We start from the raw sequence: 24,396 nt of genomic DNA on the forward strand, positions 1-24,396 counted from the left end.
GTCAATAAAACCGGCTCAAACAAAAAAAGAAACACCAGATATTATAATGTTTCTCTTTCTTATTTGAGAACACAAGTTTAAAGAGCTAATATTTTTAACTAACAGATATTACTCTGACGGCAACTCAACTGCCTTCAACCCAGCACGGAAGGCTCTATAATCATTCGCGGTATCTTTCACTGCTTCTACCATCGGTACATGACCGACGTCATCCATCATAATAACTTGTGCTTGCGGCATCAACTCAGCCATTAATGTGGCAGTCTCAGGCTTTAACACCTTGTCTTCTTTACCCCAAACGATCAGCGTGGGAATATTGTATTTTGCGACAACTTTGGCACGCGCTTCCACGTTATCTTCAAGCACCTGATCAATGATTTTGACTTGCAAATCACGATTAGCTATATTTTCCTGTGCAAAGACCGCCTGTACTGTTTTAGGAATATAAGGCGGCTTGTACATTACCAACTGATACAGTTCAAAATAATCCTCAGTATTGTTAACCAACAGGGGGTTATCATCAGGGTCTAAATCTAGAAACTCTTCTCGCAAGCCTGCTGACCAAAAGCCACCACTGTCCAGTAGCCACAGGCTTTTGACGCTATCAGGATACATTGCTGCGTAGGCGACACTGATACTGCCACCCATAGAGTTACCGCCAACATGAATCGCTGAGGCCACACCCTTGGCTTGCAACAGCTCATGCAAGCGCTGCGCCTGGGCGTCTGCGCGATAGTCTTCCTGTGGCGGTTTACTAGAGTTACCAAAGCCTAATAAGTCTGGAATAATCAGATGATAACCTGCTAACTTATTAGCGATACGCGTAAAGTTATCCTTATTGCCCCCAAAGCCATGGACTAATAGTAAGAGCTCACCCACTAAATTACCGCCTTCTAGATAAACCATTTTATCACCAGACATCAGGGTAAAATCTTTGGTCTCAAGGTCTGATCTAACCCGTTCAAACTGTACGAGCTTTTGGGTCGTGGCGACTGTGAAAGTGTTGGGTGTCGTACAGCCAACTATAAAAAGAGTCAGCAAGGCTGCCAGACTCGTACGCATTAATTTCATTAAACATCCTTGTTAATACTGAAAAAAAGTTGGCTAATACCATAATCTTAGCACAGACTGATTTGCTACAAAACGCTTGATCATAGCCATACTTTGTACTGGTTAGGCTTCATAATAACCTCCTGACCCAGTGCTCCTACATAAGTCACCATTAAGCATAAACACTACTATAGTGTGCCTTAGTTTATAAGGTTAAGCTGTCTAGCTAAAATATTATTAAGCATGAGTAATAATAGCAATTGCTCTGCCGCCAATGCTCAAATACAGTGACTAACAAGGTGCTTGTATAAAATATCTTAGGTAGAATAAGTCACAGATACACAAATTCAAATAAAAAGGAAATAACACTATGACCCTATCAAGCCAACTTCTAACCAAACTCGGTATGGCCTACCCCATCATACAAGCCCCAATGGCCGGCGGTGCGACCACGCCTGAGTTAATCGCTGCTGTTAGTAACTTTGGTGGCCTGGGCTCATTAGGAGGAGGCGCAACCGCACCGCACGCTCTAAACAGCCAAATTGACCGTATCAAAGCACTCACTGATCGACCGTTTATGGTCAATTTAATGGTGCTATCCGAGCACGATGCCTATACTTTTGACACCTCAATGCCGGATTGGCTGCTCCAGTATTATCAAAAACAAAAGATCGCAGCGACGTTGCCTGAACGCCCAGCACATAGCTTCACTGAGCAGCTGCAAGTGCTTTATGATAATCCAGTCCCCGTTGCTAGTTTTACTTTTGGGATTATTAGCGCCGAGCAAGTTGCGCGCTTGCAACAGTTAGGCACTCGCGTCATTGGCACAGTCAACCATCCGCTAGAAGCGCAACAGTGGGCAGCAGTTGGCGCAGATGCGGTATGTGTACAGGGAATGGAGGCCGGTGGACATCGTGGAGGTTGGTTACCACAGAGTTCAGCAGATCCGCTAGGTCTACTGACTCTGATTAGCCAGACGCGGGCTAGTACGGATATTCCTCTGATAGCCGCTGGTGGCCTTATGACTGGACAAGATATCAAGGCAGTACAAGCCGCAGGCGCACAATTAGCGCAGCTGGGCACGGCATTTTTAACCACAGATGAATCTGGTATTAGTGCGACTTATAAGCAAGCGCTACTAGATGCCAGTGATGGTACGCGCAGTTCTGAAACCCGCTTAACTCGATTATTCTCAGGCAAGCAGGCTCGTGGCTTGGTTAATAATTATCTGCACGACTTTGCTAATTTTGATAAGGAAGATGAATTACCACCGTACCCACAATTAAACGCCATGACCGCATTTATGCGTGCCAATGCAGGTAAAAATGCTGATCCAGAACATCTGTCATTGTGGGCGGGACAAGGTGTAACGCTAGTAAGACAAGAGCGTGCGGTTGAGTTATTAGAGCGATTGGTAAAGGCGTTATAGCCCTAAACTGAGCTATTTTACTGGCTATTCTATCGGCTGCTATTTTTTGCTGAATCTGGTTAGAATATACATACTGGTATTTGACAGCAGCGGGTTGCGTTGCGTTTACTTCAATCACGCCTTAAAGATATTGTCACAATCAACTAACCTTAAAGCTACTATTTTATAACAATACATTATACCAATAAATATATTAAGTGCTAGGATATCCCTCAAGGTATGATTTAATTAAATACAAACCTATAAGGATAACAATATGCTTACCACTACAGATTATGTCGGTACGTTATTTGATAACAGCGAATCAAATTCAAGAAAAATCACCCTAGCCTTTACGATGGCAGGTGTGGCACTTAAAAAAGGGCACTCTGCATCAGTTATATTGATGGTAGATGCGATACATTTGGCGTTGCCAAACGCTTTGGATAACGTCGATGTTGGCGCGCCGTTCGAACCCGCTGGAAGATTGCTAGAAGCCTTTATTGAAAAAGGTGGGCAAGTATTGGTCTGCAAAGCATGCATGGTACATAATGGCGTAGAAGAATCAGCTATCGATAAGCGCTTCACTGTTATCAGTGGCGATGATGTGGTTGAGCTGCTTATGAGTGCCAAAGGTTCTTTGCAATTGAATTAAGAAGTAAATAGACGTAGGTAAGTTATATTTTATCTGCGCTTTAGTCAGGCTTAAAAAACCAACCTACTTTACCCAAATTAACTACAAAACCGTAGTCAACTATTTTAACTACAACTTCAGAGTCAAAGTATACAAAATAAAAAAGAAACACCAGATATCCTGATGTTTCTTTTTTTGGCATTTAATATTCTAAAAACCCATATTTTGAAAGCTAATATTTTTGGCTAACAGATATTACTCTGCCTTTAGCTCAACTGCCTTCAACCCTTCACGAAACCCTTCACGAAACGCTTTGTAATCATTCGCTGTCTGTTTTACCGCCTCTATCATAGGTACATGACCAATCTCTGGCATCGTAATAATTTGCGATTGTGGGATAATTTCTTTTATTAGCGTAACTGTTTCAGGCTTGATTACCTTATCCTTCTCACCCCAAACCACTAGCGTTGGAATATTATATTCAGCGATAATCTTAGCGCGCTCCTCGACATTATCTTCAATTATTTGCGCTAGTATTTTGGATTCTAGCGTTTTATTAGCGATACGTTCTTGCGCGAATACAGCTTTTATGGACTTGGGGATATAAGGCGGCTTAGACATGACAAAGTCATACATATTGTAAAAGTCTTCCGTCTTATTGATCAATAATGGATTATTCTCAAGGGTTGCATCCTCCAAAGACTTCGGCACGCCCGCTGACCAAAAGCCGGCACTATCTATCAGCCACAGGCTTTTGACCTCTTTAGGATACTTTGCTGCATAAGCCACACTGATAGCGCCGCCCATCGAATTGCCACCGACATGAATGTTAGATGCCACACCTTTGGCTTGCATAAGCTCGTGTAAGCGCGTTGCTTGCGCGTCTGCGCGATAGTCTGCTGCCATAGGTTTGCTAGACTCACCAAAGCCAAGTAAATCAGGAATGATCAGATTGTAGTTCTCTAATTGCTGAGCAATACGGGTAAAGTTGTCTTTATTACCGCCAAAGCCATGAATCAGTAGTAAAGGCTCGCCTGCTACATTGCCGTTTTCGGCATAGACCATTTTGTCACCAGAGCTCAGCATCAGCGCTTTTACGGCTAAGTCAGATTTTGAGCGTTCATACTGAATAATCTTTTGGGTAGTATTGACGGCTAAGGTATTGGGCGCGGTGGTACAGCCAACGACTGACAGACTTAGCACAGTGGCAAGGCTTAGGCGTTTTAATAGCATTGAAATATCCTTGTTAAAATCTAGCAGAGTAAATTAAAAAGCATAATCCTAGCACAGACTCATTTTAAGCTTAAGCCATGACCACCGCGATATGCGCGAATACTGGGAAAAATGGCGATGTAGGGCATCTGCCACTATGGGTGGGATAAGGCGTTGCATTTGATGTGGTTGAATTACTAACGATTGCGAAGGGTTCGTTACCGCTGATCTGATTACCGTTCTAATAAAGATGGCACAAGCATTCTCATTTATAATAAGTGTCTTTATTTCATCAATTATTTAATCAATCTTAAATTAACTATTTGGCATCTTTTGTAGGACGTTTTTTTACCATCAACCAAAGCCAACCAACCAAAGCCAACTTGGATGGTGCAAAAGGAAAGACATTGAGTAACACAGCTATTTCCACTGATAAACGGCGTGACCTCACCGAAGGATCGATTGCCAAAACGATGCTTCTGTTTGCATTGCCAACACTTGGATCATCGGCACTACAGTCATTAAACGGATCGATCAATGCCGTTTGGGTGGGTCGGTCCCTAGGTGAAGAGGCGTTGGCAGCGACGGCGAACGGCAACATCTTGATGTTTATACTGATCTCCTTCGTTTTTGGTTTCGGTATGGCGTCTACTATTTTGATTGGTCAGGCAATGGGCCGCCGCGACGACGCCATGGTCAAGAAAACTGTGGGAACGGCGCTGGGTAGCATTATTCCGATAAGTATATTGGTGTCGGCTGTAGGGTGGATATTTGCGCCGACCCTACTTGATCTGCTGGGTACTCCGCCAAGTGCTGCAAGCCTTGCCCTGACCTATCTGCGTATGATTTTTATTGCGATGCCCGTCACTCTAACGTTTACGCTGATAATGATGGCACTACGCGGAACGGGGGATTCTACAACGCCGCTTTGGTTTATACTGATATCAGTCATTATTGACCTGATTTTGACGCCGACGCTCATTTTGGGTCTAGGACCCTTTCCCGAATGGGGTATATTTGGCTCGGCCTTCGCAACAGCCGTCGCCAACACGCTAGCGCTTATTGGCATGGTCGTCACCATGTACCTGCGTGGTTCTGTGCTAACACTCAGCATGCTAGAGCTTCGCTTTCTGCGCGCAGATCGAGAAATCCTGAAGTCGATGTTCTCAAAGGGCTTGCCGATGGGCCTGCAGATGATCGTCATCTCTTCGGCGGCATTGACGATGCTGTCGCTGATAAACCGCGAGGGTGTACAGACGACAGCAGCTTACAGCGCGACCCAGCAGCTTTGGACATACGTGCAGATGCCTGCAATGGCACTAAGTGCCGCGGCCAGTGCAATGGTTGCACAGAACATCGGTGCCAATCAATGGCACAGGATTGCAGGGATCACAAGATGGGGACTCGCTTTTAACCTGATATTAACAGGTACACTCATTGGAGTGCTGACAATTTTTGATCAAACTATTTTAGGCTTTTTTCTTGGCAGTGACAGCCAAGCGGTGCCGATCGGGCGCCATATTCAGTTAATGGCGACATGGGGCTTTATATTTTTTGGCATAGCACAAGTGCTGTTCGGCACCATGCGTGCGAACGGCTATGTGATTTGGCCACTGGTCGTCATGGCGGTTTCGATGTACCCAGTGCGTCTTGGGTTTGCTTTTGGGCTTTATCCACTACTTGGAGAAGATGCGCTTTGGCTGTCGTTTCCGGCAGGCATGGTGGCAACCGCTGTGATGGGGGCAGGACTGTATCTGCATGGCGGATGGCGTAAGGGAAAAATCTTGCCCGCGGAGGAAGCTGCGCAAAGAACCGAGGGCTATCGCGCGCATACAGGCACCAGTGCGTCGCTTCGTGATATTATACCAACGACGGTATGGAAGCGACTGCCTTTGCGCCGCATCACAAGATTGCACCGACGACTTCATAAAAGACTACATAGACGTCATATGATAAAAAAGAATAAACGATAATAGCCTCGATAACCTTATTCATAAACATTGTTCATATATACGCGTCTAGTCGGGCAACTTTCGCTTATCAGTTTGGCGAGTAAATGGTTCATAATACTTGCCTACTACCGCACATACTAAACCCAGTTTTAGAGTAAACAAGACTTTGGCGTGTCAAAAAACCGCTACATGCTGCTATATAAAGTCACTTGCTAGGCTGAGATTATACTGGCAGAACCTTCAAACTTTGTATTACCTAATAAAAACTCCACCGCTGCGGCTGCATGAATCGCGGTGGTATCAAATACTGGAATCGGGCTGTCTGCTTGTAGCGCACCAATCGGTGCAAAATCTACACTATGAATTAGTAAGTCCACTGAATGTAAGCCGCCTAACTGTTGTTTTACGCCTTCGTTAATCAGCCGATAATAGCTTTGGGTACTCTCCCAACTCATACCACCAATGATGCCTAACGCTTTCTACCGATAAACTGACATACTATCTTCTTATTTATTGATTATAATATTACGAGCCTTATAATTAATAATAACCATTTTACCAATTCGTTATCACTCTATATTATGATTGACGATAAGTGTAACCATAATTATGCAGGACTAAGTCAAACCATGGCAGAGACACCTACTCTTAGAATACGCACCCGTAGAAAATACTATCGGCTTATTTTTACTGGTTTAATGGCGATGATGATGTCACTTATAATCTCAACCGCACTCATATTGGTAAAAATAGGATTTATTGATGGTTTTTTTATGGAACTTTTGCATTCATGGGGCTTGGCATTTGTTTTTGCCTGGCCGAGCGCTTATATCTGTGCCTATATGATACAAGAGCATGTGTTGACTAGAATCGAGTTTTATTAAGACAGACCTTGGTATGAGGAGGTCAAATTTACTGATATCTATGACTGGCCTGTAGTTTAATTATCGACGCTAGATTTAAACCATAAACTCTAGTTACTCTCTTCAAATATTCATTCAATATTAGTCAGCGCTGTATACGTTTTAGTGTGCAATCATCTCAAAAAAAACAAGCTAAGCTACATAATCTTTTTATTTAGAGAGCGCTATGAGCCTACCACGGCGTACTATCGAAAAATTACTCGATCAAGGTGTTTTGCCCTTAGAGCATGCCAATGCGGCAGCGACTCATCTAGAAGTATGCCCGTCTAAACCTTCGTGGCTGGCCTTTTTTGACAAGGCGTCACTCATTATTGGCGTGGTGGCATTGCCTTATCACTGGTTTTTTTCATTGCCTATAATTGGCTCAACCTGAGGGAAATGGTTAATGGGCTGTTTGAAATGATCATAGGCAAGAGCAATCAAGATGATGAAACGTCAAATTAGCAGGTCACGACTACACATATTATGTTTATCATTATCAATAGTTAATATTGATAGCCAACAACCTTCCTTAACTAAATTGATATTGCGCTACCGGCGTGCGACTTGTTATTGTTGCTCACAACTTAAAAAACAAATAAAGGAATTTCTCATGCGTAGCGCCACTTATGACCATTTTGGCAAACCTACTGAAGTCTTAAGCCTCGGTGACAGCCTTACTCCAGAGCCCAAAGCCAATGAAGTGCGGGTCAAAACCATCTTAGCCTCTATTCATAACCACGATTTATTAACCATTCGCGGTAAATATGGTTTTAAACCCGAGCTGCCCGCTATCGGTGGTAGCGAAGCCGTAGGTATCATCGATGCGGTGGGCGATAAAGTCAAAGACTTAAAGGTCGGTCAACGCGTTGCGGCAGCTAGTGTGCAAGCGACTTGGGCAGCGTTCTTCACTGCCTCAGCTGATATGGTATTTCCCATGCCAGACAGCTTAGACGATGAAATGGCCGCACAATTGATTGCGATGCCGCTAAGTGCTTTAATGCTGCTTGAATTTCTAGAGATACAAAGTGGCCAATGGGTTATTCATAACGCGGCCAATGGTGCGGTCGGTAAGTCGCTGGCTATGTTAGCGGCTGCGCGTGGCGTGAAAACCATTAATCTAGTACGCAGTAGCGATGCGCTAGACGATTTAGAAACGCTGAATATTAAAAATAATATTGATACCTCACAAGACGACTGGAAAGATCAAGTACACCGTATCATTGGCGATGACAAAATCAGTGCTGCCGTTGACTCTGTTGGCGGCGAAGCCAGTGGCGATTTACTATCGCTACTCGGCCATGGCGGCACCTTTGCCGTATTTGGTGCGATGTCAGGTAAGCCAATGATGCTCAATCCTACTGATATGATCTTTAAGCAAGCCGTTCTAAAAGGATTCTGGGGCAGTAAACTCAGCCAAGAAATGAGTGTCAAAAATAAACAGCGCTTGGTTGAAGAGCTGATTGATAGAGCGGTGAGCGGACAATTAAAACTACCTACAGAAGCGACTTTTGATCTCGCTGATATCGTAGCGGCGGTCTCTGGAAAATTGCAGGGAGAAAAAAATGGTAAGGTGTTGTTGAAGCCTTAAGTTTTTGCAAGCGAATAAAAACGTTCATGGTTTCATGGGCTTTTTTTATTTTGATAACACGAGTAAGCTGTTACTGACCGCAGATAAAAAAACAAACCTAACGAGGAATATAATTATGTCTAACCATACAACTTTTAAGGCACTGGTAGTTGAAGAACATGCTGATGGCACCTTTAGCAACAGTATTCGCGAACGCAGCGTAGAAGACCTTCCCCAAAATGAGCTCTTGATTGAGGTTCATTATTCATCGTTGAACTATAAAGACGCGATGTCGGCCACTGGTAATAAGATGATTACTAAGCATTACCCGCACACCCCAGGTATTGATGCCGCCGGCATAGTGATTAGCGACAAGTCGGGTACTTTTACGGCTGGCCAAGAAGTACTAGTATTCGGCTATGATTTAGGCATGGATACGCCGGGTGGTCTGGGTCAAATGATCTCTATCCCAGCAGATTGGGCATTGGCTTGCCCAACTTCTTTGACCTTAAAAGAAGCAATGACTTACGGCACTGGCGGTTTGACCGCGGCTTTATGTATTCAAAAATTAGAAAAAATGGGTGCAAAACCCGCCGACGGGCCAGTAGCGGTAACAGGGGCAACTGGCGGCGTAGGCAGCATCAGTATCGCAATTTTGAAGCAGTTGGGCTATGAAGTTATTGCCTTCTCAGGTAAACCTGAACAAAGCGAACATCTAAAAACCTTAGGAGCCAGCGAGGTACGTCATCGCGACACTATTAATGAGGTAGGCAAAAGACCTGTTGGCCGCGAATTATGGGCAAATGCCATCGATACTTTGGGCGGTGACTATCTAGCAAACTTACTCAAACAAACCAAGGCTGGCGGTGCAGTATCTGCTTGCGGCCTAGCATCATCAGTTGAATTTGCAATGACTGTGCTGCCTTTTATTACTAGAGGTATCTCTTTATTAGGCATCGATTCAGTATTTATTCCACTTGCTGACAAGCAAGAGATTTGGACACGGGTCGCCACTGATATGAAACTTCCTAATCTTGAGCAGTATTGTGAAGAGATTACCTTAGAACAAACGCCTGACTATTTAGAACGCTTTATTTCCAGTAAAGTGGTGGGTCGTTATGTGGTGAATGTGCGGGGTTAGGTTTTTTTGTTTAGTAGGTAGTTATTTACCTACTTAATCCTTTGTTGGCAATGGCAGCGTTCTTTATACATGGGAGCTGCCATTGCTTTTTTTGTTTTGGGAAGATAGCTACAATTTGCGTTCATTTGCGTTCATTTGCGTTCATTTGCGTTCATTTGCGTTCATTTGCGTTCATTTGCGTTCATTTGCGTTCATTATCAATAATTAAAACAAAATGCCACTCAACTGTGAATATATTGAGTTTACTTAAAATAAGTTGTGTAGCGTCTCAAAACCCAACCCTGCTCTAGCTTTCCATTAATTTCAACTTCTACTAATAACCAAGACTTATTAGACTTATCTATAACTCTTACTATAGTGCCAATAGGTATAGTATCTACTATCATTGAACTCATACCAGCATTATCACGAAAGTTTAAAGTATTTACTGTCGTTACTCGATATCCTTTTAATGCTTGTCGATCAATTAAGGGAGCAGGTGATCTAATAAAAGATTTTACCTCTCTAGAAGTCTCTAAAGTTTTTGATACTTCTTGAAACTGCTGAATAGACCTCTTGCAAAAGTGGCCTCATGAATTAGAATAACCGTATCACTCACAATCAAATAACTACCATGCCCGATATAAATAAACTACTTGAGCAAAGCGACTCCGGCTTCAAACGCTACACTGGTATTCATAAAACTACCTTTAAAGCCATGTTAGAAGCCATGCAACAACATGAAGCAGCAAAGACCAAATCAGGTCGTCCAAGCGAGCTTAGATTGGAAGCGCAGCTCCTGCTTGCATTGACTTATTGGCGTGAATACCGAACGCTTTATCACATCGGTATGGACTTTGGTATTCATGAGTCTTCTGCCAGTCGCATGGTTCGTAAAGTAGAAGATATTCTTCTTAAGTCAGGTAGATTTGGCTTACCTAGAAAGCTACCACGGGGCGATGTTGATGATATTAACTGGTCAGCGGTCATTGTAGATGCGACCGAAACCCCGATTGAGCGTCCAAAAAAAACCAAAGTGACTACTACAGCGGAAAAAGAAAGCAACATACCTTAAAAGCGCAAGTTATCGTGCATTGGCAAACAGGTTTAATACTAGATGTTCAAACTTGCAAAGGATCGGTACATGATTTTAGCCTTTACAAACAGACTTGTCCTGACTGGTTACCTGAAAATGCAAGCTACTTAGCAGACAGTGGCTACCAAGGTATAGCGAAGTTGCATGACCAAACCTTTACACCCTTTAAAAAACCAAAAGGCTGTGAATTACTAGACTGTAGCAAACAAGTGAATCAGTATTTAGCTAAATTACGTATTCTGGTTGAGCACAAAATAGGTCTGATCAAGCTGTTTAAAATCGTGGCTCAGCGCTATCGCAATCGTCGTCAGCGTTATGATTTAAGAATGAAGCTGTTTGCAGGTGTAGTCAATTTCGAACTTAATTCATGACTTTTGCAAGAGGTCTAATATAATTGACGCTTATACTACTAGCTATACCAATAAGATACGGTAATAGAATGAAGGTGCAGAAGAAATATAAAATCTTTTTAGCTTTCTCTGAATACGAACTAAAATCTTTTTCTAACTTTATTTCATCACTTAACTCAGCGTCAATTTCGGCTATTGAGATTTCAGAAAACTCTTCTATATCAGCTGGAGTTAGATTAGTTTTTAAAATCTCTCTAAAAAAATCTTTATTGAGATTTGACAGTACCCTAAATGACGAATATTGCTTAAATTGCTTATGCTGTTTAAAAATCTCTGTCGCTTTAGATATAGCACTGCTTAAGTCACCTATTTGATCTTCAGAAGTGAAGCCTTTTGGCAAGATGAACTGCGTTCGAGGTTTTAAACCTAAATGAGTTGCTTCAAAAGCATCTATAATGGCTTTATTAAATTTGATTGATTCAAATACCGATGAGTTTAGAGAGTTTGATTCGGCTAGACTATCTATTGTTCCTGCTAGGGAACTATTTATAGCCAAATTATTTTGGGGGAAATTTTGAGATAATTTGGATAATAAATCTTGAGTCGCTATATGCCCAGTCAACCTTTTAAAATAATCCAAATCCTGTGTAATTTTTAAAAGCTTGTCTGTAGATCCAGCGGCTAAAGAAAGTGAGTCTAATCGTGCCTGATTTTCATTAATTATTTCCATAGCTGATAGTTCACGTATTTCTTCAAGTTTCTTCTTATCCATTCGCGATTATTCCCTTTTCGTCTAATTTTAAATGTTTATTAATTAAGTATCTAAGGGCTTCTAACTATTTAATCAACTAAAATTGAATTTTAGATATCCTAGTAAATAAAAAAACACCCAACAAGTTGAGTGCTTTTTATCATTTTAAGCTAAGAATTAACTAGCCAATTATTCCCACTCAATAGTAGCCAGTGGCTTGCTCGATACATCATAAGTCACGCGCGACACCTCGGCAATCTCATTCATAATGCGATTAGACACGGTCTCAATCAAATCATACGGCAGATGCGCAAAGCGCGCAGTCATAAAGTCCACAGTCTCAACGGCACATAGCGCGCTCTAATAATTCATAGCACTCCACTGTTAACTCACTTTTTCTTCTTTTTCTCTGCACGTTTTTTCTCAATTAAGGCTTGCGCGGTAGCGTTATCCTCCCACCATTCACCCATGTCCTCCCAGTAAAGATAAGCCTGCTCCTTACCACCGATTTCTATACCTTGATTAGAACTATGCAGACCGCGAGGTCTAGTATGACGTTTTTTAAGGATTTCATGAGCGATATTAGGCAAGTTTTTCTGTGCTATATCCCAGGCTTTTTCTGCTTTGTCTAGCTTATCTTGATAGCAATAAGCCAGTACTTTGCCAAAAGCAATATTGGCGAGCATATCCTCAGGATAGCTGTCACAGAGTTGAATGATTTTTTGGTATTGCTCGGTCAGCATATATAGCTCTACCAAGCGTTCGCGTATGCCTAGATTGTCGTTAGGACATACTTGCAATAGCTTTTCACCTTCCGTGCTTGCCAGCTCAAAATTACCGTTGTCTGCATATACATTGGTTAATTGAAACAAAGCGCGCAAAAAGGCACGGTTTTCCATGATGCCCCAAGGCAGTTTGCTTTTTTGCCAATTAAACTTTTGCGGAAAATATCGTAAATACAGACGCATACATTCGCGGCTACTCAGCAAGGCCAAAAAGCTATCGCCATGCTCCTCGCATAAAAACGCTAAGTTAAAATAAGCATCAGGGTCATCTATATTTTCTAATACCAAAAACTCTGCCACATCACGAGCGGCTTCATAACCATTTTTCTCCAAAGTCATCCGAATTACTTGAAACGAGGTAGGCGGCTGTTCACCGACCTCTTGCATGATTTCATTTTGAAACTTGGTCATGACCTCATTCATGATGTCATTAATATCACGACCCTTTTTTACCTCTGTCTCAACAAAGGCTTTGACTCTTATATTAAGAGCACTACCAGCACTGTCAGCACCTGACTTATTACTCGCTGATTTTTTGTTAGGAAAATCAATAACCGAATCTTCAAACATCCATTCATCTTGACCGACATGAATTAATTTCATAGCTTATTGCTCCTTGTTTATACCACTCTAAAATATATTGTTCTAACATATATCATTTTGAAGCTAAGTATTAAGTAAGGTTTTACTCCCACTCAATAGTAGCCGGTGGCTTACTCGACACATCATAAGTCACGCGTGATACCTCAGCAATCTCATTCATAATGCGATTAGACACAGTCTCAATCAAATCATACGGCAGATGGGCAAAGCGCGCGGTCATAAAGTCCACAGTCTCAACGGCACGTAGCGCAATCACCCACGCATAGCGGCGACCATCGCCAACCACGCCGACAGATTTAATCGGTTGGAATACCGCAAACGCTTGCGCAGTCTTCTCATACCAGCCTGATTTTTCTAACTCTTCCATAAATATCGCATCAGCGGCACGTAAGATATCAGCAAATTCTTTGGTGACTTCGCCTAAGATACGCACACCTAGACCGGGTCCTGGGAACGGATGACGATTAATCATCTTCGCCGGTAAACCAAGGGTAAGACCGAGTTTACGGACTTCATCTTTAAACAAATCACGTAATGGCTCAACCAATTCAAAGGCCAAATCATCTGGCAAACCGCCCACATTATGATGGCTCTTAATGACGTGCGCTTTACCTTGATGCGACTTAGCTGATTCAATCACGTCGGGATAAATCGTCCCTTGCGCTAAGAATTCAACGACTTTACCATCGCCTTGCTCGCTCACTTGACGAGCACTTTCAGCGAAGACATCAATAAAGGTCTTACCGATGATTTTACGCTTGGCTTCAGGGTCAGACTCGCCAGCCAAGGCGGTTAAGAACAACTCTTCGGCATCAACACGAATGACTTTTACGCCCATATTCTCCGCGAATATTTGCATCACTTGGTCGCCTTCATGCAGACGCAGCAGGCCAGTATCGACAAACACACAAGTCAGCTGATCGCCGATGGCTTTATGCAATAATGCCGCCACGACTGAACTGTCTACACCGCCTGACAAACCTAGCAGTACTTGCTTGTCACCGATTTGCTTCTGTAATTGTTCAATACGCATATCAATAATATTGTCGGACGTCCAGCTACCAGCGCAGCCAGCAATATCATGGACGAAACGACCCAGTAACGCCTGACCTTGCTCGGTATGAGTCACTTCAGGGTGGAACTGTAGACCATAATAATGGCGCGACTCATCAGCCATAATTGCAACTGGACAACTTGGGGTACTGGCGACGATATCGAAGCCTTGTGGCAAATCAATGACTTTATCGCCATGACTCATCCAAACATTCAGCTTACCAGCGGCGTCTTCAATGCCGTCTAACAGCTCAGATTTGCTATCAATATTAATAGTCGATGCGCCAAACTCATGGATGTCACTGGCGTGAACTTTGCCACCGAAGCGCTCTGCCATCGCTTGCATACCGTAGCAAATACCTAATACTGGTACGCCTAAGTCAAATACGGCATCATTAATGCGCGGGCTGTTTTCGGCATGTACGCTTTCAGGGCCACCCGATAGAATGATGCCTTTTGCGCCAAAATCAATGATGCGCTGGGTGTCGATATCGTAGGGAAACATCTCGCAAAATACGCCAGAATCACGTACACGGCGGGCGATAAGTTGGCTGTACTGCGAGCCAAAATCAAGAATTAAGATGCGGTCTTCTTTGATAGTAGGGGTGGCAGCATTGGGCGTAGTGGCGGTTGTCATGAATAGGTGTCCATCAATAGATAAAATTGGTGAGCTATTTTAACAAGTTTAAGCGGGATAATGGCGGTTAGAATGTCGATTATTTAGGACTATTTTTATTTTATCTTACTAATGTCTAGTCTATATAAAATAGTGGCTTATATTGTGATATGCTAAAAAATCAATATTATATTTTAGAACTGCCTGTTTTTATAGTTAGGCCTGTATCTTTTTCATAGCAATTCACACCTATAAAGGGTTAAAAGCACTCATTAGAATACCAAGATTAGACTATCAAAGCCTGTTTAGAACTAGAGCTGCACTATATTAGTATAATTGGTCTAATTTAAAAACGATGCCGTGTTATTGGCATGAATTTTTTACAGCCTCTGTCATGCGTGCGAATAGTAAGCAAAATTTATATCAGTAGCACCTTGATATAGACAACTTTCTCTTATGTAGAACTGACTATATGGCTCTAATAGAGATTATTTACGAATTGCATTCACCATCCAGCTGTCAGCAGGTTTGCCAGCAAGAAAATTATCCCCTACATTGTTCAAATCCCAATTATAATGAATAACTATGGTAAATAGTTATAATAAATCAATAGGTTATAGCCCCTATGAGCAACATTAAATCTCTTATTCGTAAAGCCACCAAGCCTGCCTCTACTGCAGTGACATCGACTACTAAAAATACTGACCATACCAGGTTAGATACCGCCTCAAAAAGTAATATGCCCGTCAATTCACCCATCAACACACCCATCAACACACCCATCAATACACCCATCAACACACCCATAGAGCAGACCCGCTGGAATGGCTGGGGCAATGTGAATATCAATAAAAAAGTATCGTCACACGGTGCGAAATTAATTAAATCACACATCGGCAAAACCAAAAAACTATCGTCGGTTAGCCTACAAGAGGTACTCAAGAAAGTACCGAAATCACGCTTGCCTGCTGCCATCATTAACCTCGACATGGTTTCTATCGATAATGAAGACAGACTCAGACATGCCCGTGGACAAAGCTTTCCTGATTGGATAGCCATGCACGGCGGCGACTTTGAGGTATTCCCTGATGGGGTAGCGATGCCGCAAAGCACCAGCGATATCGAGATATTGCTACAATTGGCGCGCGAACATGACCTTATCGTTATCCCTTATGGTGGCGGCACGTCAGTGGTCGGGCACATCAACCCACCAAAGGACGCGCGTCCTGTATTAACCGTGGCAATGAGTAAGATGGATCAGCTCATCGACTTGGATACTGAAAGCCAAATTGCCACCTTTGGCGCAGGCTCGCAGGGGCCAACCGTTGAGGCGCAACTGGGCGAGCACGGCTACCGGCTAGGGCATTATCCGCAGTCTTGGGAGCTATCGACACTTGGCGGCTGGATTGCTGCCCGCTCTAGTGGTCAGCAATCATTAGGCTATGGACGTATCGAGCAAATGTTTGCTGGTGGGACCTTAGTAACGCCGCAAGGGGTGCTCAATATCGCTGATATTCCAGCGTCATCAGCAGGCCCTGATCTGCGTGAAATGATGATGGGTACTGAAGGTCGCGCTGGTATTTTTACTGAAGTCAAAATGCGCGTTCAGCCTCAGCCTGAAGAAGAGCTATTCAAAGTTGTATTTTTACCTAACTGGGAAGCGGGTAAAGCAGTGCTCAGACAAGCGGTACAAAAGAACATCCGCCTCTCTATGCTACGTTTAAGTAATGCGGTCGAGACCAATGCTCATCTGCATTTGGGTACCAGTCCCAGTCAGTTTTTGGCCATTAGTACTTATCTAAAAGCGCGTGGGCTAGACTCGCAAAAAGTCATGCTTACTTATGGCGTAACAGGCGATAAAGCGCAGAATAAACTGGCACTCAATCAGTTCAAACAGCTATTAAAACAATATGGTGGCGTGAGTGGCAAGTTAGCAGATCTGATGGGCAAAATATGGGCGCATGGACGTTTTAAATTCCCTTATCTACGCGGTACCTTGTGGGAAAAAGGCATCATGGTCGATACCTTTGAGACCGCGACCAACTGGAACAATATCGACGAGCAGATGCAACAGATGCAAGAAGCGGTGCGAACCTCTTTGTCAGATGAAGGCGAAGAGGTGATGGCATTCACGCATATTTCGCATGTCTATAAACAAGGTGCTAGTCTTTATACCACCTACTTTTTTAGAGCTGGTAAAGACCACACCAGTACGCTCGCCCGCTGGCAAAAAATCAAACATGCCGCCAGTTTAAGTCTGGCCAATGGCACCGCCACGATATCGCATCAGCATGGTGTTGGCCGTGATCACGCCCCTTACCTTGCTGTCGAAAAAGGCGAGCTGGGTATCCAGGTGACTAAAGATATGCTCAAAAGCTTAGATCCCGAAAAACGTATGAATCCGGGCGCGTTGCTCGAAGACTAGCACGGCTATTTGGTTAAAGCTGCTCTGCTAAATTGGCTGGGTTGACAAAATTGACCAAGCTAATCCAAGTTAAGCTAAGCCAAAGCTATATCACCCTTTGATTGTTAGCGTACTACCATTTGATCGTTAGCGCATTACCATTAGGTGTCTTAAGATGAGTCATTTATGAACCAAACCAAACAATACCAACAGCGGCAGCAGGCACTGGCTCCCCTATCACGCTCTGAACCGTGGGATATGTTAATCATCGGTGGTGGTATTACTGGCGCTGGAATTGCTCGAGAAGCGGTACGCCGAGGCTTAGCCGTTTTATTAATTGAGCAAAAAGACTTTGCTTGGGGCACCTCTAGCCGCTCTAGCAAGATGGTACATGGCGGGCTACGCTACATTGCCTCAGGTGATTTCAAGACTACCTTGCTCAGCGTACGTGAGCGTGAACGAATGCTCAACGAGGCCGGTGGCTTGGTCAACGAGATGCACTACGTTATGCCACATTATAAAGGCAAGTTTCCACCACCGTGGATATTCAATAGCCTACTTAGGGTATACGATAAGCTGGCTGGCCAGCGCTATTTCAAGTATTTTAAAAAAGACGCTTTTTCAAATTTTGATCCTGGTATCAAGCAAGATAACTTTTTGGGTGCCAGTCAGTTTAGTGACGCGGTGACTGATGATTCGCGCCTAGTAATGCGCGTGCTAGAAGAAGCTATCCATGAAGGCGCTTACGCTATTAACTACCTCAAAGCTGAATCGTTAATTACGGATGAGCAAGGCTTAATCGTAGGTGCTACTCTGGTAGACACTACCTCTGATCCAATTATTAAGGGCATGTCTGAAAATACTGTAGAAAAAACAACAGAAAGCTCAGAAAACAGCGAAGCAGCTCATACGACTAGTAGTCATACTTACGAAGTCCATGCCAAAGTGGTGGTCAGCGCTACTGGCGCTTGGGCAGACGACTTAAGAATGCAAGCAAGCAGCCAGACTGAACAAACCTTTCGCAAACAAATTCGTCCCTCTCGGGGCAGTCATTTGGTGGTCAGTCAAGAGCGCCTTCCTATTGAGCAAGCCTATACCTTATTGCACCCAGTCGATAAAAGAGCATTTTTTGTCTTTCCATGGGAGACCCGATCAGTCATTGGTACTACTGACTTGGACCATCCACCATTAGACGATGAAGAGGTGGGTATCACTAGCGTAGAGCTGGATTATTTATTGACTGGGGCAAACGACCTTTTTGATAGTGCCCACCTGACTAAAGAGGATGTGATCAGCACTTGGGCAGGGGTACGTCCACTTATTTCAGAAGGCGGCGATGGCAAGCGAGTCAGCCCCAGTAAAGAAAAGCGCGACCATAGCGTGTGGCTAGATAATAACTTAGTAACCGTGAGTGGCGGCAAGCTTACGACCTTTCGCCTTATTGCACTTGATGTGTTGAAGGTTTGCCAAAAAGTTATAGCTCTTGATCAAGCTGCTGTTGAAGATGGCAAAGTTAATAATGACAAAGTTAATAATGACAAAGTTGTTAACGACAAAGTCTTTAGCAAGCAAGCCCCGACCAGTGCCAAGTTTGCGACGTTGCCCCAACCGCTGCAAGAGCGCTTGCCAGGGTTTTATGGTCGACAGCTCGACACCTTACTTGAGCTGGCGCATGAAGATGATTTGGCTTATGTTGCCGACAGCAATACCATCTGGGCAGAAGTCCGATTTGCTGCCCGTCATGAGCAGGTCATTCATTTAGATGATTTATTACTGCGGCGCACTCGCTTAGGTCTTATCTTAACCAATGGGGCGATGATTCCGTCAGTTAGTGACAGATTTAAGCAAATATGTCAGCAGGAGCTGAGCTGGGATGAGCAAAAGTGGCAGCAAGAAGTTCTGCGCTATAAAGACATATGGCAGCGCTACTATCATCTGCCTGCGGCCTAGCACTTTTTTATATGATATTAATAGACAAGTGCTACTGGTATAAGTTTTCCGCAGCCTCTGTCTGCGTAGGCACAGCAAGCAAGGAACACTTATACCAGTAGCACGCTATAATCATAGTATTTTTAGTGAGCTATATATCTATTTCCACATAGTAAAGGACTACTATGACCAACAACCTTGATGCCCCTATTTATTTCTTAGCCATCGACAATGGTACTCAAAGCGTCAGAGCGCTTATTTTTGACCAATTTGGCACAGAGATTGCCAAAGCCCGCGTCCCTATTGAGCCCTATTTTTCAACTCAAGCCAGCTTTGCTGAGCAGCATGCCGACTATTATTGGCAAAAGTTAAGCGAGGCCTGCCAGCAGTTGTGGCAAACCTGCGACATTACCCCAACGCAAATTGTAGGGGTCAGTCTCGCGACCCAGCGCTACACTATGATATGTTTGGATAAGGATAAACAGCCACTACGCCCAGCCATTGTTTGGATGGATTTTCGCCAAGGTGAGCCCAATGATTTAGGCTTTCTCAGCCCGCTTACTAAATTGATCGGCATGGGCGAACTGGTAGAAGAAGCCCAACAAAAAGCGCGCTGCAATTGGCTTGCCCATCATGAGCCAGAGATTTGGGCAAAAACAGCACATTATGTTAATTTGTCAGCATACCTGACCTATCAGCTCACAGCTCAATTGGCCGATTCTACCGGTCATGCCCTAGGCTATCTACCCTATGACTACAAGGCGCAAGCCTGGTTTAAGCCCAGTAATCTCAAATGGCGATTGTTCAGTTGCCGACTAGAACAGATGCCCACGCTCATTTCACCGGGGCAGCAGCTCGGTAGCATTACCGCTAAGGCCGCAGCAGCTACTGGTATTCTGGAAGGCACACTAATGATAGCGGCCGCCAGCGATAAGGCTTGTGAAGCCTTGGGATCAGCCGGTCTCGCGGCCGACACCGCTTGTTTAAGCTTTGGTACCACTGCCACCATCAACACGACCTCAACGGGTTACGTCGAGATTCTCAAACATATGCCCTCCTATACGGCAGCCGCGCCGAACTACTACAATCATGAATATATGATATATCGAGGATTTTGGATGGTCAGTTGGTTCAAAGAGCAGTTCGCCCATTACGAAGAACAACTTGCCAAGACTCAAGGTATCGATACCGAAAAGCTACTCGATCAAGCGATCAAAGACATTCCGGCAGGATGCATGGGGCTGATGATGCAGCCGTATTGGTCGCCAGGCGTGCGTCATCCTGGTCTTGAGGGCAAGGGTGCGTTCATTGGCTTTGGTGATGTACACACTCGGGCGCACGTCTACCGCGCTATCTTAGAGGGGCTCGCCTACGAGCTCAAGCTTGGCTTTGATACCATTGAGAAGCGCACTCGCAAACCCATTAAACACTTGCGGGTCTCTGGTGGCGGCTCACAAAGTGACTCGGCCATGCAGCTCACGGCAGATATCTTTGGCATGCCCGCTTACCGCCCACACACCTTTGAGGCAACCGGGCTAGGCGCCGCCATTAACTGCGCGGTTGGTCTTGGCATCTATCCTGACCACTTAACAGCTACTGAAGCGATGACCCATTTGGGCGATGAGTTCTTGCCCATTGACGCCAATGTTCAGCTGTACAAGCGCTTGTACCATGAAGTTTATCTCAAAATGTATGACCGCTTGCAACCCTTGTATCACAGCATTCAAGACATTACGGGTTACCCTGAGCTATAAATAAACAAAGCGTCTGACCTAGACCTTCTGCGACCACCATAAGCATTGCGCTTAGGTCGCTACCGGCTAACTTAATTCTTGGAGATACAGGGGTCGGCTTAAGACTCGCATTCAGATAGAGCGTTTGAGTGGGCGTATTATTATCAAAGCCCACCTTTTAACCTATCAGGCGGATCACCCGATGCCATCCGCTGGGCTACGACCTACGGTATGTTTCACTGGGGGCCTGTGGCTTGGGCCATCTATTTAGTACCCGCTGTCCCTATGGCTTACTTTTATTATGTGCGTCAGACGCCGGTACTCAAAGTTAGCCAAACCTTAATGCCATTATTGGGAGAAAAGCTTGCTGGCAGTAACTGGGCCAAAATGCTAGATGTGCTATTTATCTTTGGTATGGTCGGCGGCGGCGCCACGACGTTAGGGCTCGCTTCCCCGCTTATCAATGAGGGATTATATAACCTCTTTGGTTTACCTCGTAATATCACCATGCAGATTGTGGTCTTACTGATTACCACGATGATTTTTGCTTATAGTGCGTATCAGGGGCTAAAAGGAGGTATTCAAAAACTCTCAAATATCAACTTTTACTTGGCCATCGTATTCCTATTATTTATTTTAATTGTCGGCCCCACTGTATTTATTTTAAATACTGGTTTAGAGGCTCTTGGGCGTTCTATTACAGAAATGCCGCGTATGATGACTTATATTGAACCCTTTAAAGACTTCGAGAGCTTCGGCTTTGCACATACGACATTTCCTCAAGATTGGACGGTTTTTTATTGGGCTTGGTGGTTGGTATTTGCGCCAACTATCGGACTGTTTATTGCCAAAATATCTAGAGGACGTACTATTCGTAATATGGTTGTAGGCTCCATGTTCTATGGCTCGCTTGGCTGTGCAATGTTTATGATCATCTTAGGCAATTATGGTTTATACCTACAATTGACTGGCACTGTGGATGTGGTTGCTATATTAAACAATGAATCACCCACTGCAGCAATCTTTGCGATCTTAAATAGCCTACCGATGTCTTATTTAGTCGTTGCTGTATTTACCTTTTTAGCGCTCATCTTTACCGCAACCACATTTGACTCTATCTCTTACATCTTAGCCTCCGTTGTGCAAGTAGAAGTAGATGATGAGCCCCATCGTTGGAATCGGCTATTTTGGGCATTCACTTTGTGTTTATTGCCTGCCATTTTGATGTTCTTAGGGGATCTACAAACCTTACAGACCGCCTCAATTATCGCCGGTGCGCCTTTGATTATCATCTTATCTATGATGATGGTATCCGTAATTAAAGCGGCTCGCTATGATCTGTATTATCAACCTGATTATGGTCTAAAAACCATTCACATCGAAGAGTTACCTAATACTGCACCGTGGGAAGAAGGTAGGACTTCTGAATCACTAGAAGGGTCCGTATTACAACAAAACGAGGAATGGGAGCAAATGCGAGAAGATACTGAGAATGCAGAGAATGACAATGCTGAAAATGAGAAGTAATTAAGATTTTTTAGAGAGTTAATAGGCTGGGTTGCGTTTGCTAACTCAGCCTTCTTTTATGTGAGTTTTAAATGAGTATAGTCAATGAAAAGTAATATCGACACACAACCTACTGCTGGCATAAGTTTTTCTTGCTTGCTGTGCCTACGCAGACAGAGGCTGCAAAAAGCTTATACCAGCAGTACCGTCGCGTTTTTGAGGTATTTTGATTATAGTTCAAATATGTTGAATAATCATTGTTAATCAACAGATAACAAGCACGAGCGGCTTATCTACCTGATAAGGATTTGATATCACTAAAGGCTAGGTATATACGATTTAACCCTTCCATCAGTACTGCTTTAGGACAGGCTACGTTTAGGCGCATTCTAAGATGCCCCTCATCACCGTATTGAATACCCGCACTTAGCTCAACTTTAGCGTCTCTAAACTGGTCATAAAGGGTTTGATCGTCTTGACCATACGCTGAGCAATCCAGCCATATTAAATACGACGCCTCTGGGCGCATTACTTTAACATTGGGAAGATGCTGCTCTAAAAAGCGACAGACCAATTCAATATTGGCTTCAATGTAAGTTAACACCTGCGCCAACCACTCACCGCCTTGCTCATAAGCACTAGCCATCACTTCATAAGCAAATAAGTTAAGATCATGCTCGTCACTTAAGCGCTGCTGCTGGCTAATTTTTTTAATCAATGCCTCATCTTTAGCAAAGATCATTGAGCTTTTAACGCCCGCTACATTGAAGGTTTTGGTCATTGAAGTGATACTCACCACCTTGTGCTCATAACTTTTTGCTACGCGTAAAAAGGGAATAAACTCATAGCCACTCAAAGTTAAATCTTGATGAATCTCATCACTTACAATCGCTACATCATGCTTTTTACAGATCACAAGCAAGGCTTCAAGCTCATCGGTTGTCCATACCCGTCCACCCGGATTATGAGGATTACACAGCAAAAAAAGCGTCACATCATGTTCAACTATTTTGGCTTCGATATCAGCCAAATCCAGATAATAGCGTCCTTGAACTTCTGTTAATGGCGAGAGGATAAGCCGTCGACCATTATCCCGAACCTTAGTCATAAAAGGCGTATAGATGGGATCGTTGACCAGTACTGCCTCGCCTACCTCAGTAAATATTCTCATCATCAGCGCCAAACTTGGCACTACGCCAGGAGAAAATAGGATGTGTTGTTTATCCAGTGCTAAACCATAACGACTGCTATGCCAGTTAATAATCGCTTGATACAAAGCCGCAGTGGGTTTGGTGTAGCCCAATACGCCATGCTGCACTACTCGTTCAATGGTTTTTAGGATGGGCTGTGCCGCTCTAAAATCCATATCCGCCACCCAAAGTGCAATAGTATCATCGGTATAATGCCATTTAAGCGACCCAGTATGACGTCTGTCGATTATCTCATCAAAGTTGTACAACACCGGCATTTCCCTTAATTAAAAAAAACAATGCTTTAGAGTACAACATGAATGGTGTCATCGCCAATGGCTTTATGGCGTTTGCATAGATACGCGATGAGATTGACGCTAGGAGATACTAGAAAGGTGGTTTAACGGTTTGATTAGAGTTGAGTGTGTGAGTGGCCAATCCTGCCATCCGCTATTATCAGGGCTAAAACGCGCCTTCTTAATCAAATTAGGTATAAAAAATTAGATTCTGTACAATAAAATTATACATTCAA

Annotated in this window: 19 protein-coding genes and 3 pseudogenes; 13 read left to right on the forward strand and 9 right to left on the reverse strand. The window is 43.7% G+C overall.

Features of this window, described 5'->3' with window-relative positions:
* Positions 1-108 precede the first annotated feature (108 nt).
* Entirely contained in the window at positions 109-1,071 is a 963-nt protein-coding gene (locus H4W00_RS02310) for an alpha/beta fold hydrolase (protein ID WP_209956026.1), read from the reverse strand.
* 349 nt (positions 1,072-1,420) lie between these two features.
* Between H4W00_RS02310 and H4W00_RS02315 the strand changes: the two genes are divergently transcribed.
* Together H4W00_RS02315 and H4W00_RS02320 are read left to right on the forward strand one after the other, a co-directional pair.
* Positions 1,421-2,479: an NAD(P)H-dependent flavin oxidoreductase gene (locus H4W00_RS02315; protein ID WP_209956028.1), complete on the forward strand. Its 1,059-nt coding sequence runs from the start codon at positions 1,421-1,423 to the stop codon at positions 2,477-2,479.
* Positions 2,480-2,735: 256 nt separating this feature from the next.
* Complete coding sequence (locus H4W00_RS02320; protein WP_209956030.1) at positions 2,736-3,113, forward strand: DsrE family protein; 378 nt, start codon at positions 2,736-2,738, stop codon at positions 3,111-3,113.
* A gap of 234 nt (positions 3,114-3,347) precedes the next feature.
* Here the strand turns inward: H4W00_RS02320 and H4W00_RS02325 are convergent, their stop codons facing one another.
* On the reverse strand, positions 3,348-4,325 hold the full coding sequence (locus H4W00_RS02325; protein ID WP_209956032.1) for an alpha/beta fold hydrolase: 978 nt from the start codon (positions 4,323-4,325) through the stop codon (positions 3,348-3,350).
* 386 nt (positions 4,326-4,711) lie between these two features.
* On the opposite strand from H4W00_RS02325, the gene H4W00_RS02330 reads away from it, so the two are divergent.
* Complete coding sequence (locus tag H4W00_RS02330) at positions 4,712-6,277, forward strand: MATE family efflux transporter (protein WP_209956034.1); 1,566 nt, start codon at positions 4,712-4,714, stop codon at positions 6,275-6,277.
* 191 nt (positions 6,278-6,468) lie between these two features.
* Here the strand turns inward: H4W00_RS02330 and H4W00_RS12535 are convergent, their stop codons facing one another.
* Complete coding sequence (locus H4W00_RS12535) at positions 6,469-6,711, reverse strand: hypothetical protein (protein ID WP_334684850.1); 243 nt, start codon at positions 6,709-6,711, stop codon at positions 6,469-6,471.
* A gap of 174 nt (positions 6,712-6,885) precedes the next feature.
* Between H4W00_RS12535 and H4W00_RS02340 the strand changes: the two genes are divergently transcribed.
* From H4W00_RS02340 to H4W00_RS02355, 4 genes are all read left to right on the forward strand, one after another.
* Positions 6,886-7,140, forward strand: coding sequence for a DUF2798 domain-containing protein (locus H4W00_RS02340; RefSeq protein WP_209956036.1), 255 nt, complete (start codon positions 6,886-6,888; stop codon positions 7,138-7,140).
* 205 nt (positions 7,141-7,345) lie between these two features.
* The gene (locus H4W00_RS02345; protein WP_209956038.1) at positions 7,346-7,552 is read left to right on the forward strand and encodes a hypothetical protein; all 207 of its coding nucleotides are present in this window, start codon (positions 7,346-7,348) and stop codon (positions 7,550-7,552) included.
* Between the two features lie 219 nt (positions 7,553-7,771).
* Positions 7,772-8,749 (forward strand): zinc-binding dehydrogenase, encoded by a 978-nt coding sequence (locus tag H4W00_RS02350; RefSeq protein WP_209956039.1) that lies wholly within the window; start codon positions 7,772-7,774, stop codon positions 8,747-8,749.
* 115 nt (positions 8,750-8,864) lie between these two features.
* On the forward strand, positions 8,865-9,869 hold the full coding sequence (locus H4W00_RS02355) for an oxidoreductase (RefSeq protein ID WP_209956043.1): 1,005 nt from the start codon (positions 8,865-8,867) through the stop codon (positions 9,867-9,869).
* Between the two features lie 242 nt (positions 9,870-10,111).
* On the opposite strand, the gene H4W00_RS12695 is transcribed toward H4W00_RS02355, so the two are convergent.
* Positions 10,112-10,417 (reverse strand): SH3 domain-containing protein, encoded by a 306-nt coding sequence (locus tag H4W00_RS12695; protein ID WP_442966455.1) that lies wholly within the window; start codon positions 10,415-10,417, stop codon positions 10,112-10,114.
* 65 nt (positions 10,418-10,482) lie between these two features.
* On the opposite strand from H4W00_RS12695, the gene H4W00_RS02365 reads away from it, so the two are divergent.
* Together H4W00_RS02365 and H4W00_RS02370 are read left to right on the forward strand one after the other, a co-directional pair.
* A complete protein-coding gene (locus H4W00_RS02365) occupies positions 10,483-10,923 on the forward strand; it encodes a transposase family protein (protein ID WP_209956048.1) in 441 nt (146 codons plus the stop codon).
* Between the two features lie 8 nt (positions 10,924-10,931).
* Positions 10,932-11,315, forward strand: a pseudogene (locus tag H4W00_RS02370) (transposase family protein); the annotation flags it as partial.
* Here H4W00_RS02370 and H4W00_RS02375 read toward each other — a convergent pair.
* The 4 genes and pseudogenes from H4W00_RS02375 to guaA all read right to left on the reverse strand — a co-directional run bounded on the left by H4W00_RS02375 (position 11,305) and on the right by guaA (position 15,123).
* Positions 11,305-12,066, reverse strand: coding sequence for a hypothetical protein (locus H4W00_RS02375; RefSeq protein WP_209956050.1), 762 nt, complete (start codon positions 12,064-12,066; stop codon positions 11,305-11,307). The pseudogene H4W00_RS02370 and the gene H4W00_RS02375 sit on opposite strands and share 11 nt — an antisense overlap.
* 168 nt (positions 12,067-12,234) lie before the next feature.
* A pseudogene (locus H4W00_RS02380) lies at positions 12,235-12,402 on the reverse strand (GMP synthase (glutamine-hydrolyzing)); the annotation flags it as partial.
* Between the two features lie 32 nt (positions 12,403-12,434).
* Positions 12,435-13,433: a tetratricopeptide repeat protein gene (locus tag H4W00_RS02385; RefSeq protein ID WP_209956053.1), complete on the reverse strand. Its 999-nt coding sequence runs from the start codon at positions 13,431-13,433 to the stop codon at positions 12,435-12,437.
* 82 nt (positions 13,434-13,515) lie between these two features.
* The gene (gene guaA, locus H4W00_RS02390; RefSeq protein WP_209956054.1) at positions 13,516-15,123 is read right to left on the reverse strand and encodes a glutamine-hydrolyzing GMP synthase; all 1,608 of its coding nucleotides are present in this window, start codon (positions 15,121-15,123) and stop codon (positions 13,516-13,518) included.
* A 604-nt stretch (positions 15,124-15,727) separates the two neighbouring features.
* Between guaA and H4W00_RS02395 the strand changes: the two genes are divergently transcribed.
* The 4 genes and pseudogenes from H4W00_RS02395 to H4W00_RS02410 all read left to right on the forward strand — a co-directional run.
* The gene (locus H4W00_RS02395) at positions 15,728-17,527 is read left to right on the forward strand and encodes an FAD-binding oxidoreductase (RefSeq protein ID WP_209956056.1); all 1,800 of its coding nucleotides are present in this window, start codon (positions 15,728-15,730) and stop codon (positions 17,525-17,527) included.
* 165 nt (positions 17,528-17,692) lie between these two features.
* A complete protein-coding gene (locus tag H4W00_RS02400) occupies positions 17,693-19,456 on the forward strand; it encodes a glycerol-3-phosphate dehydrogenase/oxidase (protein WP_209956058.1) in 1,764 nt (587 codons plus the stop codon).
* Between the two features lie 164 nt (positions 19,457-19,620).
* Positions 19,621-21,189, forward strand: coding sequence for an FGGY-family carbohydrate kinase (locus H4W00_RS02405; protein WP_209956060.1), 1,569 nt, complete (start codon positions 19,621-19,623; stop codon positions 21,187-21,189).
* Positions 21,190-21,324: 135 nt separating this feature from the next.
* Positions 21,325-22,695, forward strand: a pseudogene (locus H4W00_RS02410) (BCCT family transporter); the annotation flags it as partial.
* 268 nt (positions 22,696-22,963) lie between these two features.
* Here H4W00_RS02410 and H4W00_RS02415 read toward each other — a convergent pair.
* Complete coding sequence (locus H4W00_RS02415) at positions 22,964-24,142, reverse strand: MalY/PatB family protein (protein WP_209956062.1); 1,179 nt, start codon at positions 24,140-24,142, stop codon at positions 22,964-22,966.
* Positions 24,143-24,396: the final 254 nt, after the last annotated feature.

Origin of the sequence: Psychrobacter sp. PL19 (genome assembly GCF_017875835.1) — a bacterium.
Taxonomy (GTDB): Bacteria; Pseudomonadota; Gammaproteobacteria; order Pseudomonadales; family Moraxellaceae; genus Psychrobacter.